The organism is Brevibacillus sp. FIR094, from assembly GCF_050477165.1.
Classification (GTDB): Bacteria; Bacillota; Bacilli; order Brevibacillales; family Brevibacillaceae; genus Brevibacillus.
This window is the reverse complement of record NZ_JBEAES010000004.1, coordinates 167,923-184,221: the sequence shown is the minus strand read 5'-3', so window position 1 is coordinate 184,221 and position 16,299 is coordinate 167,923. Positions and strand designations below refer to the sequence as shown.

15 protein-coding genes and 2 riboswitches are annotated in these 16,299 nt (G+C 48.6%); of the genes, 7 read left to right on the top strand and 8 right to left on the bottom strand.

Annotated elements, in window-relative coordinates:
• Positions 1-72 precede the first annotated feature (72 nt).
• The 5 genes from ACQ5DJ_RS04915 to ACQ5DJ_RS04895 all read right to left on the bottom strand — a co-directional run bounded on the left by ACQ5DJ_RS04915 (position 73) and on the right by ACQ5DJ_RS04895 (position 5,097).
• Positions 73-648: a GNAT family N-acetyltransferase gene (locus ACQ5DJ_RS04915; RefSeq protein WP_429841445.1), complete on the bottom strand. Its 576-nt coding sequence runs from the start codon at positions 646-648 to the stop codon at positions 73-75.
• Positions 649-747: 99 nt separating this feature from the next.
• Positions 748-1,788 carry an S-methyl-5-thioribose-1-phosphate isomerase gene (gene mtnA / locus ACQ5DJ_RS04910; protein ID WP_429841444.1) on the bottom strand — a complete coding sequence of 347 codons (1,041 nt, stop codon included), beginning with the start codon at positions 1,786-1,788 and terminating at the stop codon, positions 748-750.
• Entirely contained in the window at positions 1,785-3,014 is a 1,230-nt protein-coding gene (gene mtnK, locus ACQ5DJ_RS04905) for an S-methyl-5-thioribose kinase (RefSeq protein ID WP_429841443.1), read from the bottom strand. Before mtnK ends, mtnA begins: the two co-directional genes overlap by 4 nt.
• A gap of 135 nt (positions 3,015-3,149) precedes the next feature.
• A riboswitch (SAM riboswitch) is annotated at positions 3,150-3,295 on the bottom strand.
• A 96-nt stretch (positions 3,296-3,391) separates the two neighbouring features.
• Positions 3,392-4,582, bottom strand: coding sequence for an anti-sigma factor (locus ACQ5DJ_RS04900; RefSeq protein ID WP_429841442.1), 1,191 nt, complete (start codon positions 4,580-4,582; stop codon positions 3,392-3,394).
• On the bottom strand, positions 4,582-5,097 hold the full coding sequence (locus ACQ5DJ_RS04895; RefSeq protein WP_429841441.1) for a sigma-70 family RNA polymerase sigma factor: 516 nt from the start codon (positions 5,095-5,097) through the stop codon (positions 4,582-4,584). The genes ACQ5DJ_RS04900 and ACQ5DJ_RS04895 overlap by 1 nt, the downstream gene beginning before the upstream one ends.
• Before the next feature lie 130 nt (positions 5,098-5,227).
• Positions 5,228-5,405, top strand: a riboswitch (SAM riboswitch).
• An 86-nt stretch (positions 5,406-5,491) separates the two neighbouring features.
• Here ACQ5DJ_RS04895 and ACQ5DJ_RS04890 point away from each other — a divergent pair.
• Genes ACQ5DJ_RS04890 through ACQ5DJ_RS04875 form a run of 4 tightly spaced genes read left to right on the top strand, consistent with a single transcriptional unit; the run spans position 5,492 to position 8,557 of the window.
• On the top strand, positions 5,492-6,706 hold the full coding sequence (locus ACQ5DJ_RS04890) for a 2,3-diketo-5-methylthiopentyl-1-phosphate enolase (protein ID WP_429841440.1): 1,215 nt from the start codon (positions 5,492-5,494) through the stop codon (positions 6,704-6,706).
• Positions 6,703-7,371, top strand: coding sequence for a 2-hydroxy-3-keto-5-methylthiopentenyl-1-phosphate phosphatase (locus ACQ5DJ_RS04885; RefSeq protein WP_429841439.1), 669 nt, complete (start codon positions 6,703-6,705; stop codon positions 7,369-7,371). Before ACQ5DJ_RS04890 ends, ACQ5DJ_RS04885 begins: the two co-directional genes overlap by 4 nt.
• 3 nt (positions 7,372-7,374) lie before the next feature.
• A complete protein-coding gene (locus ACQ5DJ_RS04880; RefSeq protein WP_429841438.1) occupies positions 7,375-8,031 on the top strand; it encodes a methylthioribulose 1-phosphate dehydratase in 657 nt (218 codons plus the stop codon).
• A 13-nt stretch (positions 8,032-8,044) separates the two neighbouring features.
• Positions 8,045-8,557: a 1,2-dihydroxy-3-keto-5-methylthiopentene dioxygenase gene (locus tag ACQ5DJ_RS04875; RefSeq protein ID WP_106839160.1), complete on the top strand. Its 513-nt coding sequence runs from the start codon at positions 8,045-8,047 to the stop codon at positions 8,555-8,557.
• Between the two features lie 52 nt (positions 8,558-8,609).
• Here the strand turns inward: ACQ5DJ_RS04875 and ACQ5DJ_RS04870 are convergent, their stop codons facing one another.
• From ACQ5DJ_RS04870 to ACQ5DJ_RS04860, 3 genes are read right to left on the bottom strand one after another with little or no spacing between them, the layout of a single operon-like run.
• A complete protein-coding gene (locus tag ACQ5DJ_RS04870; protein ID WP_429841437.1) occupies positions 8,610-9,728 on the bottom strand; it encodes a Ger(x)C family spore germination protein in 1,119 nt (372 codons plus the stop codon).
• On the bottom strand, positions 9,725-10,825 hold the full coding sequence (locus ACQ5DJ_RS04865; protein WP_429841436.1) for a GerAB/ArcD/ProY family transporter: 1,101 nt from the start codon (positions 10,823-10,825) through the stop codon (positions 9,725-9,727). Before ACQ5DJ_RS04865 ends, ACQ5DJ_RS04870 begins: the two co-directional genes overlap by 4 nt.
• Positions 10,825-12,369 carry a spore germination protein gene (locus tag ACQ5DJ_RS04860; protein ID WP_429841435.1) on the bottom strand — a complete coding sequence of 515 codons (1,545 nt, stop codon included), beginning with the start codon at positions 12,367-12,369 and terminating at the stop codon, positions 10,825-10,827. The genes ACQ5DJ_RS04865 and ACQ5DJ_RS04860 overlap by 1 nt, the downstream gene beginning before the upstream one ends.
• A gap of 64 nt (positions 12,370-12,433) precedes the next feature.
• Here ACQ5DJ_RS04860 and ACQ5DJ_RS04855 point away from each other — a divergent pair, with 64 nt between their 5' ends.
• From ACQ5DJ_RS04855 to ACQ5DJ_RS04845, 3 genes are read left to right on the top strand one after another with little or no spacing between them, the layout of a single operon-like run.
• Positions 12,434-13,618, top strand: coding sequence for an endospore germination permease (locus ACQ5DJ_RS04855; RefSeq protein ID WP_429841434.1), 1,185 nt, complete (start codon positions 12,434-12,436; stop codon positions 13,616-13,618).
• Positions 13,605-15,113: a spore germination protein gene (locus ACQ5DJ_RS04850; RefSeq protein ID WP_429841433.1), complete on the top strand. Its 1,509-nt coding sequence runs from the start codon at positions 13,605-13,607 to the stop codon at positions 15,111-15,113. Before ACQ5DJ_RS04855 ends, ACQ5DJ_RS04850 begins: the two co-directional genes overlap by 14 nt.
• Position 15,114: 1 nt before the next feature.
• A complete protein-coding gene (locus ACQ5DJ_RS04845) occupies positions 15,115-16,266 on the top strand; it encodes a Ger(x)C family spore germination protein (RefSeq protein ID WP_429841432.1) in 1,152 nt (383 codons plus the stop codon).
• Positions 16,267-16,299 lie beyond the last annotated feature (33 nt).

Genomic DNA, 16,299 nt, shown 5'->3' with positions numbered 1-16,299 from the left:
CAGCCCTCTTGATCTGTCTTCCCCATCGTAATTTACAGAATTTTCATTGTCAATCGAAGCATACAGTTCAATCTATGATTTTTTCCCGGTTTTCCAGTCAAGCCATTCCTCTTTTAGCAGGCTATAAGTGGCATGATCCACGTAGTGATCGTAAAGGAATTCATTCCGGCGCAGAATCCCTTCCAGTTGAAACCCTAATCGTTCTGGAATCGATCTGCTCTTATAATTTTCCGTAGCAGCCTGAATCGTGACTTTTTCCAAATCCCATGACCCGAAGATTAATACGTCCAAGTAGGTCGCCACTGCTTCTGTCATCAGGCCCTTTCCTTGAAATTGTGAACCCAGCCAATAGCCAATGGACGTTTTATTGTTGATCCAATCCACCGTATGTACACCGACTGTACCAGCCAGACGTCCTTGGTACCAAATGCCGTAGTTGATGCCGCGATTATCGTTGTACTGATGGATCGTCGCTTGGATGAATTGGCGGGAATCCTCTACCTTCTTCGTATAATTCAGCCACGGCAGCCATTCCATAAGATTCTCCCGGTTCGAATCCGTAAGCAAAAATAACTCCTCAGCATCGGTTAATTCTAATTGTTTCAAGTACGTATCTTCATTGATTGCTATCCGTTGAATCGTTTGCATACGTATCTCCCCTTTTCTTGGATATTTTACTGGAAAACGCCAAAATGAGCAAAAAGCGCCCGCCAGCAACAACTGGGCGAACGCTTATAAGTGTTTCTTTTATTTTTTGCTATTGCCGATCTCTTCCGGCTTGAAAATGCCGGTCTCCGTGACGATCGCTGTAATGTACTTCGCAGGCGTTACATCGAACGCAGGATTGTACACCTTGATATCGTCTGGAGCTACCTGTTTGCCCAAGCCATGGGTAATTTCCTCGGCTGGACGCTCTTCAATCGGAATATCTGCGCCTGTCAGTGTGTCTAGATCGACCGAGGACAAGGGAGCTGCCACGTAAAAAGGAATGCCGTGAGCTTTTGCCAATACCGCTACCCCATACGTACCGATTTTGTTGGCGACATCGCCATTCGCTGCTACGCGGTCTGTACCCACGATGACAGCCTCTACTTTCCCTTGGGACATAACCATCGCCGCCATGTTGTCACAGATCAGCGTCACATCAATCCCTGCTTGCTGCAATTCGAATGCAGTAAGACGAGCGCCTTGCAGGACAGGACGAGTTTCGTCCGCGTACACCTTCAGGTTCCAGCCGCGTTCCTTTGCCAAATAAAATGGAGCGGTAGCCGTACCGTACGCTGCTGTAGCCAATGCTCCTGGATTACAGTGCGTGAGAATTCCCATACCGTCATGCAACAGAGTGAGCAAATGCTCTCCGATGGTCCGGCATACTTCAGCGTCTTCCTTTTGAATCACCAATGCTTCATCGAGCACTGCCGCCTTCAACTCGGCAATCGACGCTCCGCTTTCTTTTTCAACACGAGCTTTGATGCGATCCAACGCCCAGAACAGATTCACGGCTGTCGGACGGGAAGAGCCCAGGTAGTCTGCCTGCTGGTTCAGTTCCTGCCAAAACTCGTCGTAGTTACTCGCTTCACTGCCACGAATCCCAAGGTAGAGCCCGTAAGCCGCCGCCATGCCAATCGCTGGTGCACCACGCACTTCCAAGCGGCGAATGGAACCCCATACTTGCTCGGAGGTAGTCAAATTCAAATAGATCGTTTCTACTGGCAAACGCGTCTGGTCAAGCAAGACCAATGCGTCATTCTCCCACTTAACAGGTGCCAATTGGGTGCTGGTTGTCATACTGTCGTTGCCTCCTGATAGTAACGTTCGGTCACAGTGCGTACGATGTCCGTGATATCTGTCGATTCGTCTATGTCGCCGCGACCGAGAATCAGCGCTTCTCCAATCGAGAGAGCCAGACGCTCTGCTTCTGCGCGAGTCTGGTCGTCTTCAATGGCATTCAGGTCCGCTACTCCTGCCAAGCCGATGACACGGCGCAAAATTTTGCATCCGGCATAGCCTGCTGTATCCTGAATCAAACGCTTCACGTAGCTTTGCCACAGTCCTTCGACATGTGCGCTGCGCTCTTTGGCGTGCTTGTGCCAGAGCTGAACGAATTGCGAAACGAATTCATTCCAGACATCCTCGACCGTTTCCAGTAAGTATTCGCGGTACGCTTCCCGTTCTCCTTGATCTTTTTGCAAACCGTGCTGTCCTGCGTAGTTGAGCAGCAGGTTGGCAATGACCGCCCCGATGTCAAAACCGATTGGGCCGTAGTAAGCGAACTCTGGATCGATTGCTTTCAAGCTGTTTTCCGTGATGAAAATACTTCCGGTATGCAAGTCACCATGCAGCAGCGCTTCCGAGCGCGTAAGGAAATCGTATTTCAGCTTGGCGATTTCCAGCTTCAGCGGCCTGTTGTTCCAGATCGCCTCGACTTCCCGGCGAATCAACGGGTTGAAGTCGTTGGTAGGTGCATTTTCATACGGATCGGTAAACACGAGATCCTCTGTGATTTTGCATAATTCTGGATTTATGAATGTTCCGACTAGCGATTTTTTATCGTACGGATGTGCGCCCAGATCGGATGTGAAGAACAAGGTTTGCGCAAGAAAACGACCAATTTGCCTCGCGAATAGCGGGTACCGCTTTCCTTCGATCAGACCTTTGCGCATGATGATGTGGTCCCCGATGTTTTCCATGACGGTCAGCGCAAGCTCCGCGTCGAAATGATACACCTGCGGCACTAGGTCTGGAACGTATTTGTGTTGAATGCGGAGTGCCTCGCTCTCGATACGAGCCCGATCAATCGTAAGCGGCCAAGATTCTCCCACGACGCGGGCAAAAGGCAGTGCTTGCTTGACAATGACGCTCTTACCAGTTGCTGGCTCCTGAATGTCAAAAACGAGATTGAGGTTGCCATCCCCGATTTCGCGGCTGGTCAGCTCTGCTCCATCGCTAAAAAGACCCGGTATTCCTTTTACGTACTCTACTGCTTCCTGTTCAGTCAATGCGCGATATGCCATGATTCCAAAACTCCCCTCTACGTATTTTTCCTCTATCTCTACTTGTTTTGTTTGAGTACCTGGAGCAATAAAAAGACCTCTTTTCCCGAAGAAAAGAGGTCGCTGTCGTCACGTGTAAGAACCGTGTTGATGTCCCCCTTATCTTCCAGACTACTTTTGTTTCTGCAGGAATTAGCACCGTGCATGTCGCCTGTCAATCAGTCGCTTCCTCGCGTCTGAATGGCGTCATGTCGGTTGCCGGGTATCATCGGGCCAGTCCCTCCACCTTCTCTGGATAAGGTATCCAAAACGTATTCGGTTTTTGATTTAGTTTGAATCATACAACCAACGCTTCCACGATGTCAACACCCTTTTGTGCAAAAATTCGCACCGTGCTACTAGTAGGTATAATGTGTTCCCGATGCCGCAGGGCGATCCCAATTCCACCAGTCTACCTTGCCTAAAAGCGCGGCCGTTATTGACTTTTCGGCCTTGAGCTTCAGCAGTTCTTTCGTAGGTCCGGTGAGGACGGCGCCGTAGATTCGCACTCCGTTTTGCTGCATGTAGTTGTATCGTTCGGTTATCTGAGGGTCGCTACGAGATAGCAAAGATCTGCCGATATCGCGAGCCATATCTTCTTGCTCAGATAAGTACTTCATCTCTTCCAAGTAGGCGGCCATTCTTCTGTCCCCTTCCCCGTTTACCCGAATGGACGCACTTCCGTAGTCCAGTTCATGCTGAGCAAACCCCCACACGTACCCGGGACCGAGAAACCGATTGCCCCCATCGTCTTCTGCTTGCTTGCGCTCCACCCCTGTGTCTACCGCAAACCAAACCGTATCTTGTCCCGAAGAGGTAACATAGCGGGAAACCAGTTCATAGTACTCCTCATACGTCAGGAAGTGATCGAAGGAAATTGCGAGCTGAGAAACGGTTCCCTCCGGCAGCTTCTCCATCGTTGCCCAGGCAGGTGAAGTGAGAGACGTCGTATCCTCCTTTTTCCCCTCTGTCGGATAACGGAAATACAGCTTTTGCTCCCTGACTCCATTCGTCCATTGCGGCCCGGCATTTACGTTCCACAGCACGTTTGTACTTTCAAATCGCCCTGCGTTCTTATCTTCCAACCCGACTCTCTCGCGAAGCTCCATGCTGATATTGCCGTATAGCAATCCCACCTGCGAGCCACTCCCGCCCACACTAACACCGGGTTGAGTAAAATTGACCATCGACTTCGCAACGCGGAACAGATCTTCATGCATCAATGACCCAACCCAGCCATTCAGAATCAGCAACACAACTCCAGCCAAAAAGGGAAGCACTATGCTGAATCCAGCGTTGCTCAACCGATTTTTCCATTTCCCCCGGCGAACAATGGCGCGCTGTTTTTCAGCCGACAGCGTTTCAGGCTGTTTTATCTTCGCGTTGTCCTCTCCCGTTTCTTCCCCCAGCAAAAGCCTCTCCAACCGCTGTGCGTATTCCTCGTCAGCGGCTATTTCCTCCTCGAATTGTTTCGAATCTTCTTCCGCCATTTCCCCACGCAAATAAGCAAGCAGCCTTTGCTCGCGATTATTCTCATCCTTGTTCATCATCAGCTTTCCTCCCTCCACAACTGCCGCATCTTTTGTCTCCCCCGAAACAAGGAACGCTTGACGTCTGCCAACTCAATCCCGAGTACCTCTGCCATTTCCGCGTAGGAAAACTGCATGGCAGACAACAAAATGACCTGTCTCTGCTTTTCTGGAAGTCTCTCCAAATAGTCATGGGCCACTTCCCACAGCTCCTTGTTCACGACATGCTCTGCCGGATCAACCGCCGCATGATCACGTCGCTCTGGCAGGGCTTCCACAAACGCAAACCGTTGTTTCGTCTTCCTGCGATAACCGTCTACGAAAGCGTGATAGGCCACCTTGAACAGCCAAGGTCGTACTTTTCCCCCACGGTAGTCATCCAAGGAAGAGTAGGCGCGACAAAAGGTTTCCTGTGTCAGATCCTCTGCCAGCCTCTCATCTCGTGTCAGCCGGAAAAGATAGCGGTAAATATCGTTTACATGCAGCTGGTACACATCCTCCAGACCTACTTTCCCAAGCCGTTCACACCCCTTCATCCCTTACCACGCAGGAAGTGTAAAAAAGTTTCACCTTCGTCTCATTTTTCTGATTAACTGCTGCACATTCTCTGCAAAAACAAAGATTGACTCCTGACAATGAACGTCATATCATGGGGGAAACGAATAACTCTTATCGCGAGCTGGCTGAGGGACTGGCCCTATGATGCCCGGCAACCGGCGCTATACCATGAATCGTACGTTAATGATGCGTACCTTTGGATAGCGAAACGGTGCTAATTCCAACGGATAAGAGTCGAGATCGAGCATCTTTGGCTTGTCTCGGCTACTGACCCGAGAGATGAGAGGAGACGAGACGCTTTCATAGTCGACAACCGCCTCCCCGCTCAATGGGGAGGCTTTTTTTAATCATTCAAGGAGGATGAGACGTACCATGAGTGAACAACGTATCCTCGTCACCTATCTCACACAAGCAAAAGACTTGAACAAGAAAGCGCAAGCCATTGCTGTCGGCATGACAGTCGGTTCCTGGACGGACCTGCCGCTTGCCAAGCAAGCTGAGCTAGCGCCGTATCTCGGTGAAGCCGTGAGCGCGACACCGCTTGCGACACTGGAAAACGGAGAAACACGCGGTTTGATTACCGTCAGTTATCCGACCCGCAATTTTACAGCAGACATTCCATCCTTGTTGACCGGAATATTCGGCAAACTATCGATGGATGGCAAAATCAAGCTCATCGATATCGTCTTCCCTGACTCATTCCTTCAGGCTTTTCCTGGACCGAAGTTCGGCATTGATGGTCTGCGCGAACGTTTAGGGGCACAGAATCGACCGCTCTTGATGAGCATTTTCAAATCGTGCCTGGGCCTGCCTTTCGACGATCTGAAGACGCAATTCCGGGCACAAGCCTTGGGCGGAGTCGATCTGGTGAAAGATGACGAAATCTTCTTTGCAGATGACCGCGCTCCTTTTATCGAACGGATCAAAGCGTTCAAGCAAATCGCCCAGGAGACAGAAGCCGATACTGGCAAGCCCGTCCTTTATGCAGCCAACCTGACCGGACCTGTGCATGAGCTGAACGAAAAAGCGAAACGTGCCGTAGATGCAGGTGCTGACTGCCTCTTGTTCAATGTGTTGGCCTTTGGCTTCGATGCCCTGCACCGTTTGGCAGCCGATCCCGATGTACACGTACCGATCATGGCGCATCCAGCATTGGCAGGCGCTTACTATCCATCACCTGACTACGGTATCGCCACCCCGCTTCTGCTCGGAACGTTGATGCGCGTAGCTGGAGCAGATTTGGTGCTCTTCCCATCTCCATATGGCAATGTCGCCTTGGACAAGACAGAAGCGTTGCAGCTCGCCAAGCATTTGACCGACCCACTGAATGGTGTACGCCGTTCCTTCCCAGTTCCGTCTGCCGGTATTCATCCTGGGCTGGTTCCACAGCTGTATCAAGACTTCGGTCTGGATCAAATCGTCAATGCAGGTGGCGGAATCCACGGTCATCCCGGTGGAGCAACCGCAGGAGCGAAAGCATTCGTCGCCGCAATTGAAGCTGTCACCGCAGGCCGAACACTGGAAGAGGCTGCCGCAGAATCACAAGAACTGGCGATCGCCCTGGAAAAGTGGGGTGGCGCACGATGAGCAAGAAGCTCGTCCTGTTCTGCGATTTCGACGGAACGATTACCGAAAAAGACAACATTGTAGCGATTGTCCGCAAGTTTGCTCCCCCTGAGTGGGAAGCCTTGACGGAGCAAATCCTTTCGCAAAAAATAAGCGTTCAAGAAGGGGTAGGCAAGCTGTTTCAACTCTTGCCCTCCTCCTTGCGCGAGGACATTATTGATTTCATTGTCCAAGAAGCGACGATTCGCCCGGGATTTGCTGAATTCGTGAGCTATTGCCGCGAAGAAGGCATCGAGCTGTTGATCACGAGTGGCGGCATCGACTTTTTCCTGAAGCCGATCCTGGCACCTTTCGATCTCACTGATGTGCCGATCTACTGCAATGGCAGTGATTTCAGCGGAGAGCACATCACCATTACATGGCCCAACGCTTGCGATGAACATTGCACGAACGGCTGCGGTATGTGCAAGACGACAATCATCCGCCGTTACGATTCAGCAACCCATTTCCGCATCGTCATCGGCGACTCTATCACTGATTTGGCTGGAGCCAAAATCGCTGACTATGTGATTGCCCGTCACTTCCTCGCTGACAAGGCGGAAGAGCTGCAATTGCCGCATAGCAAGTTTGCCACATTCCACGACGTGATTCGCATTTTACAGCAAGTACAACAGGAGGTTGTCTAATTCATGACCGCAACACTCGAACAACGTCTGGATGCCTTTCGCCGTCTGGATGATGCCAAGCTGACATTTGCCCGCCGGGACTGGTTTCCCGGCACCAGTGGCAATCTCTCCATTAAGATACAAAACGATCCCTTGCAATTTGCCGTAACGGCAAGCGGCAAAGACAAAACCAAGCTGTCCCCCGAAGATTATCTGGTTGTGGATCAAGACTCGCGTCCGGTGGATGAAACTACGCTCAAGCCTTCCGCGGAAACGCTCATCCACGCCGCCGTTTACAAAACGTTCCCGAAGGCAGGTGCTTGCTTCCACGTCCACACCGTGTGGAACAATCTCATTTCCGAGCTGTACTTTGGACAACGAGCCTTCTCCATTCAAGGACAAGAGCTGATCAAGGGACTCGGAATCTGGGAAGAAAACGCGCGTATTACTGTTCCGATTGTTGAGAACTTTGCCGATATTCCGACCTTAACTACCGAAATTGAAAAAGTGATCACATCAGAAGTTCCCGGTGTACTCATCCGTAACCACGGTATCTACACTTGGGGCGGTAATGACTTCGAGGCCAAGCGCCACCTGGAAGCTTTTGAATTCCTATTCGAGTATCACGCCCGCTGGCTGCAATTGCGCCAAGCAGTCGTGTCCAATACAACCACCAATTAAGGAGGAATAAACGATGGCACAAATTCGTTTTCACGACAACAATGAGTACATCTCAGCACCCGAGGAAGTTGTCTCCTTCCTGGACACCCAAGAGATCATTTACGAAAAATGGGGCGTGGATCGCCTTGATCCGAAGCACCGTGATAACTACAGCCCGACAGACGAGGAAAAACAAGAGATTCTCGACACCTTCAAGCCGGAAATCGATGCGATCAGCAAACGTCGCGGTTACTTGACAGCAGACATTATCGTCCTCTCTGACAAAACACCTAATCTCGACGAGCTGTTGGTGAAATTCAAGGGCGAGCATCACCACACCGACGATGAGTGCCGCTTCTGCGTCGATGGTCACGGTATTTTCGCCATCAAAGGCAAAGATGACCGTTACTTCGACGTCGAGCTGGAGCCAGGCGATCTGATCTCCGTACCACCGAACTACCGCCACTACTTCACCCTGATGGACGACCGCAAAATCAAGGCGATTCGCCTGTTCGTCACTCCTGCAGGCTGGGAAGCCATCTATTAATAACGAACCCCTTGGCATTTACTGATTGCCAGGGGGTTTTGTCTTTCGCCCTTTACTTTATGACGCCATTTCCCTTAATCGATACGTCTGGCTTGATTTCAACTGTGGCATTGGAAAAGGCTTTCGTCCAATCATCCTCTACCTTTTTGTATTCCTTATATTCATAGGCACGCGCATAGAGACCAAACCCAAATGGATCTGCACCGATTTCCTGGCATTTCTTGATTAACTTCATGTAATCCTTCTGTAACTCGTCACTGATCATTCGCTCCATCTTTTTGTAGTCTTTTTTCATGTCGTACGGAAACATTCGCTCCGATACGGACACTCGCAAGTTGAAATGAACGTCAAAATGAAATCGACCGTTCTGATAGGTTGTTTTTACCTTTTTTTTGACGCCCTTAATAAAAAAACTGATCCTGTCTTTCGAAATTTGTTTGTAATCGTTCGGCTCTTTAATCGGAATGGTGACGGATAGTTCCCCTTGTTTTTCATGGAGTAACATTTGTAAAAGAATGGTATCCCGCGGTTCTATCGAGCCTGCGTACGTTCCATTTTCTTTTAACAAAGTCGTCCCCATTACCTTGACCGCCCGCTTTTCTTTCTTTAACTCAGTCAAGGTAGGCGTCATCCCTTTTTCAAACATTTGCCGATGGAGCTCCTGCGCCCTCGTCTTTACCGTCAGATTTCTGTGACTGGCTGTGTCAATCAGTGTTGTTACATGAATGGACAGACGAGGCTTGTCCTTTGGTTTATAATCAAACAACTCATTCACTGGACCATCATGCACAGCCATGCGGGCATTGACACTGAACTTTGCATCCCGAAAAACGACATCCAGCAACCGAAACCAGTCCGGGTAAGCCAGCAGCTTCTTCCCTAATACAAGCACCTGAATTTTGCCTGGTTGGGTCAAGCCTGTCACTCGCTCATCAAAGCCCATTCTCGCCTCTCTAATTGTAGATGACCGGATACCGTATTGCTCAGATTTTTCCTTTGCCTCCCTATTGAACACCGGGCTTGAGATATAATAGAGAAGCTCATTTTTTTCGTTCAAATCGATCCCGAGCATCAGCGTTAAAGTGGTATCTTCCAAATTGATCTGATCCTTGCAACCTGCCAACATCATTACCAGTAAGCTCCAAATCAGAATCTGAGCAAATGCCCTCATGCTTTTTTCGCTCCTTCCGCTCGTTTCGATAGCCTGATCGGCCCCCAAGCCAGTAACGGAAGCGCATAAGCAAAGCCCAAGCCTGTATAGCTCCAAATTTGTGTCGATTTCTTCAGATCGATAAAGGATGGTGTATATAACCATAACAACACTGGGACCAGAAGAAGGAACAGGCGCAAATGCTTGCGGTGATCCTTCATGCCGAATAACTGACTGGATGAAAAAACACAAAAATAGGTGTACGGTAATGCAGTCGTTGACAATATAAACAAATAAGAAGAGAGAAAAAGAATATCGACACGTTCCAAAAAGCGAAACTCGATGGCTTTCCATAAATTGAGCGTAGGCCACGTATATTGCGTGATTTCATCGGGGCTAAAGTAAGCAAAGCAAACGATAATGACAGACATATACACGAGCAACGTCAATGTATTCGCAATGACAATGCCGAGAGACGCATATTGTTTTTTTTGTAAAAAAGGGTAGGCAAAATAGCCAAACTCAAATCCAAGAAAGGAGAGTACCGTGGATTTGCTCGCTTCCCATATCGGGTGCCAGCCCTCCTTGATTACCGGCAGCAAGTTTAACCAATGAACCTCTCGATAAGCCGTCGTTAGAACAAAAGGTATCCAAAGTGTCAGATAGAAAACAAGCTCGGCGTACCTTCCTATGGCGCGAAGCCCTCCCTGGAGAACAAAATATGTTGGCAGCGCAAAAAGGAAAACGACGACATAGGCGGGTGTCTGAGACAGGAGCCACACATTAATGATTCCCGTGGCATTTATCAGTAAAACAAACGCCGCTATCGCGCAATAAATGGACATCGAAGCTATAGCGACACGACCGAGCCACTTGCCCAGGATCAATGGAAATATATCGATGATCGTCTTATCCGGGTACTGCTTCATCATGTTCGTGATGACCAGACTGATTAGCGTTGCCGCAAGCCATCCGATCAAAAGCGATATCCAACCGTCGGTGCTCGCCTTTTCCGCCAATTCTCTGGGAATCGTCAATACTCCAATCCCTACTTGTGCCCCATGAATGAGGAATATGTACTGGAGGATGCTCAATTGGTTATATGTATACTTTTTCATCACCCGTCCTCCCTTGGTCGATTATCCCCTTGTCTTTGCTCCTCAATCGTATGGGCCGACAGGGGACGATCTTTCATTTTCCACAGTGGCAGACGGACAAACAAGTCTTTCCAATCTGCGAAGCGCACAGGGGAAAGAGGACTTCCATAAGGAACGCCTAATGATTCCAGCGTAACCAAATGGCCAATCAGTGCCATTAATCCCACAATAATTCCAACGAACCCAAACATCGCAGCAAGTATCATCATCAAAAAGCGAATCAGCCTGACTGCCGAAGCCATATCATAGTTCGGGATAATAAAAGATGAGATCGCTGTAAACGCAACCACAATCACCATAATGTTGCTCACAATCCCCGCTTGTACGACCGCTTGACCGATTACGATCCCCCCTACGATACCGACTGTTTGTCCGATAGGCGCTGGCAAGCGAATTCCCGATTCCCTAAGCATTTCAAGCGTGAGCTCCATAATGAATGCTTCTAACAAGGGAGGGAATGGGACCTTTTCGCGGGACTCTCCTACTGACAAAATTAAATCCAGCGGGATAACCTCATAATTGAAAGAAATCAACGCAATATAAATCGCAGGCAAAAAAGTAGCAATCAAGAAAGCCAAGTAACGAAGCAAGCGGATGAACGTAGCGACTGGCCAGCGAGTACCATAATCGTCAACGTTTTGAAAAAAGGAAACGAAAGTAGCCGGACCGATTAATACACTTGGAGAGCGATCGACAACGACAGCAATCTTCCCTTGCAAGATGTGAGAGGCTACTGTATCTGGCCGTTCTGAAGTCAAAAACTGCGGAAACAGAGAGTAAGGATTATCCTCGATATACTCCTCCAGTTCAGACGCATTGAGAATCGAGTCAACCTTGATGCTCTTGAGCCGATCTTCCAGCTCCTGTAATATTTCCGGATTCGCCACATCAGCCAAATAAATGATCGAGAGCTTTGAAAGGCCTCGCTCTCCTAACCATATTTCTTTGATTTTCAATTCACGGTTGGGAATATAGCGGCGAATGAGGGCAATGTTCTGCGTGTCCGTTTCGACAAACCCTTGGTGCGCACCCTTCAGGGCAGCCTCCAACTGCGGGTCTTCTATCGCCCGCTGCGGCCATCCATTCGTTTCGATCACAAGCACTTCTTTCCGACCCTCGATAAACAAAAGACTGCCCCCAAGCAAAATCTCGGTTTCTACTTTCCGAAAGTCGTAGGCAACTGATACCTTTCCCACAGATAACAGGTCAAAGACACTCGATTTCTCACCCTCTGTGTGTGACAAAAGCGGACGAAGTACATTGTTGTTAATCGAGTTTTTGTCAACCAAGCCGTTCAAGTAGACGAGGGTAACCATGCTATCTATCTGCTTGCACGCAAACGTCCGAATGACTAAATCGGGTGTCAGCGTGAATATCGCATTTAGCTCCGCAATGTTTTCACTTAATTGCTCACTGATTTCACGAACCCGGATAGGCGCACCCGAGTGGCTCATCCTGTCTTTGACAGATGTCTTTTTTCTTCTCAGCCACCCTCTCATCGCCATCTTCTACAGCTCCTGCCCTTTTACGAAGTATGTTCCATTAGCGTTCGTGAGAGCTTCCCAAAATATGCATGCGACTTGGCACATTCTGCCGATTGATCGAATAAATCCCAAATCCCTGCAAATACTGTTGGGAGTACGAGATTACTATGGCGGGGAAATCATGAAAAACGGATTATCTTTTACACAAATCGTCGTCATGCTGCTTTTAACCAACGGATTGATGAACCATGTTATCGTCATTCCGATGATGCTAGATTCGGCCAAAAGAGACTCCTGGATCTCGGTTTTGTTAGCTGGGGTGCTTTACTTGTTGTGGACTGGTTTACTCTATTCGGTCTATAAAAAAACAGAAAATGAGCATCTATTCCATTGGATCAAAAAGACTTACGGTTTCCCGCTCTATTGCGTATTGGCGCTTCTAACTTGCGTCTACTGCTTTACAATCGCCACCATGACGATGACCGATACGATTACGTGGGTCAATTTATCGTTTGCTCCAGAGACACCGCTGGAGGTACATACAATCTTGTTTGCAGTCCTTTGTCTCGTCAACGCGATGTTTGGAATCCGCTCCATCGCAATGACCTCTTCTGTACTTTTGCCATTCGTTGTCCTTTTGGGATTTTTCGTGATGTCTACTAACTTTCCAAACAAAGATTACAGTCTGCTCCTCCCTATGATGGAAAACGGGATTGCCCCTGTTTTACGAGGAATGATGTATGCGGGCACAGGCTTTGTCGAACTGATCCTCCTGTTATTTATGCAGCATCACCTTCAATCGAGAGTGCCGTACTATCAACTTTTCATTTTGGCGTTTGTCATAATTGGCCTCACATTCGGGCCAACCTTAGGTGCTATTGTAGAATTCGGTCCGGATAAAGCCGGAAAATTGCGCTATCCTGCCTATGAGGAATGGCGACTCGCCAATATTGGCCTATATATCGAGCATCTCGATACTCTGAGCATATACCAATGGTTTAGCGGTGCCTTTACGCGCATTTCCCTCTCGCTTTTGCTGATTGTCGAAATACTGATGATTCCGTATGGAAAGAAACGGATTTGGTGGTTAATCGGGCTATTTTCCTTATCATCTGCCCTCTCCCGCTATCCCATAAGTGCGATCCAATTTTACAGCCTGTTATCAAAAAAGCTTTTGCCCAGTCTTTTCGTATTGGCCCTGTCTCTTTCCATCGTTTTTGCTCTCTTGACAGCCTTCGCCTCTAGGAGGAAACAACATGACGAATCGTAGGTTTGCCAAGGTCAAAGGGTACACGCCAGCAATAACCGTTAAAGAAATGCCTTCGATTTCGCTACAGGCATTTCAAAATTTATTTGAAGACTGCAATGACATATGCATAGATACGCACTCCCTCGTCCCAGGACACTCTCCCACTCGCGTGCATTTTATCTACGCCGACTGCTTGTGCGATTTGAACCAGATCAGCGAGTATTTGATGCCGCAGCTCGTGCAGCTTTTTGTGAACGAAGACATCCTAGATGCTGAGGATTTATTTAAAAAACGGCTCTTTTTCATGAATGAGCTGACACAGCCGACGAATATTGACTGGATATGCAGACACGTTTTCTCCGGAAATTTGTTGATGGTGTTTGAAGACTTTCATACTGTCTATTATGTAGAGACGGGAAATCCCCCCCGCCGCGAACCTGAGGAAACCAATACCGACGCATCGATTAGCGGCCCCCGCGATGGATTTACGGAAGAAATCAATACGAATCTGGGTCTGATCCGAAAAAGGCTTCGGACGTATCAGCTAAAATTCGTTCCGTATATCGTCGGGAGCCACACTCATACGCGCATTGGTTTATTGTATTTGCAAGACCAAATCGATCCGATTTTGTTGAAGGAAATTCACGACAGAATGGATTCGCTTGATAGCAAGGGCATTGTAAGCGGTATGCAAGTAGAAGAACGGTTATCTCGATCTCCCTTTACTCTTTTGCCAGAATTTCAGTACACCGGAAGGCCTGATTATGTAGTGAACGCTCTTTTAAAAGGTCGGTTTGCCATGTTGATCGATGGCTCACCTATTTCATTAATTGGCCCGGTTAACTTTTTCATGCTGCTAAACGCTGCCGAGGATACCAGCTCATCTGTTTTTTCCGTAGTGTTTGTCCGTATTCTGCGGATAGCTTGCGTGATCATTGCGCTCTTTTTACCCGGACTTTGGGTCGCGCTTATTACCTATCATCAGGAACAGCTTCCCTACACCTTGATTGCCACCATTGTGAAGTCACGACAAGGCGTTCCGTTGCCAGCTGCATTGGAAGTTTTGCTCATGGTGCTCTTGTTTGATTTGTTTAAAGAGGCTGGTTTGCGCCTTCCTCTATCGATTGGTCAAACACTGTCCGTTGTTGGAGGCCTGATCGTTGGACAAGCAGCGATATCTGCCGGTTTGACCTCTACAGGCAGTCTTGTCATTGTCGCGCTTTCCGTAATGGCTACCTTTACGTTATCGAATCAACATATCGTCTCGTCTGTTACCTTGTTTCGGTTCGGGATATTGCTCTTATGCTCCCTTCTCGGGATGTTTGGCTTCATGATGTCGCTTCTAGCAATGGTTCTATTCTTTTCCAACATGCGCTCCTTTGGCTTGTACTATTTATCGCCGCTTGCCCCGACCTCTTGGCCTGACTTGTATAAAACACTGTTCCGCACACCATGGCGAAAAGTAGAGAAAAGCCCTGAATTCCTGCATGATCCCTCAAAAAGGAAGGGCTCCTGATATGGCTCGCATCCGCGTAATGGTTGTCATCCTCCTCCTCCCACTCCTGCTAAGTGGCTGCTGGAACGCACGTGAAATTGAAAATCTGCTTTATGTCAATGCACTTGGGGTCGATTATGTTGACAATAAATTCGAGGTGTACGCCCAAATGCTGAACTTCTCTACCATCGCCAAACAAGAAGCGGGAGGAGAACGATCTGCAAGCGGGGTGGCCATTGCAAAAGGAAGCGGCGATTCTTTTGTGAGCGCCCTTTTTAGTCTGTATCCCACGAATCAGGCGCAAATGACTTGGAGTCATATTCGTTCCTTGGTTCTCAGTGAACAGGTATTGAAACGCCCGCTTCTCGATCAAGTCATCGATGAGCTCGACCGGTTTTACGAATTTCGTTACACCATCTGGACGTATGTGACCAAAGAACCACTGATGGATATTCTTACGCCCAAGCAAGTATTCAACCAGCCTGCCATTTACTCGCAATTGTCCAATCCACAGGATCTTCACAAGCAAAACTCGGCGATTTACCCGATGAAGCTGTTTCAATTTGTCAGGAAAAGAGATGAACCCAACAAAGTCGTTTATTTGCCAATGCTCTCCATTAACAGAAAGACCTGGTCGGAGGACAACAAACGATTACCCCAACTGAAAACAACGGGTGCCTGCATGCTTCAAAACAAGGAGGTGAAGGGTTGCTGGCCGCGCTCTGAGCTGCTCGGATTGCGCTGGCTAGACGAGCATACCAATCGATCGTTACTGACCGTAAAAAAGGGCAAACAACCTCTGGCAAATCTCGTCTTGCAAAAACCAAAAGTAAAAATACTGCCGCTGCTGCGCGACAATCAAGTCAGGTTTCAGATCGATGTGGAGCTGCTGGGCTTCATACCGCTATACCATCACATAAGCCCCGTTCGGGAAATCGAGAAAGAAGCCGCGAAAAAAATTGAAGAGCAGATTCGGGGGCTGTACGAAAAAGGACGGAAGCAACAGATGGACACGCTTCAACTGGGGCACACCCTTTATCGCAAATATCCGCAAGAATGGAAACGAATGCAGCAAAATGAAGCGCTACCGCTTAACCCGTCCTCTCTGGAGGCGGTGAACGTCAAAGTGACGATTTTCGATGGCGGGATTTCGAAGGTGAAGCAAGAGCGTTAAAATGGAAAAGGAGCAAAGCTTTGAGCTTTGCTC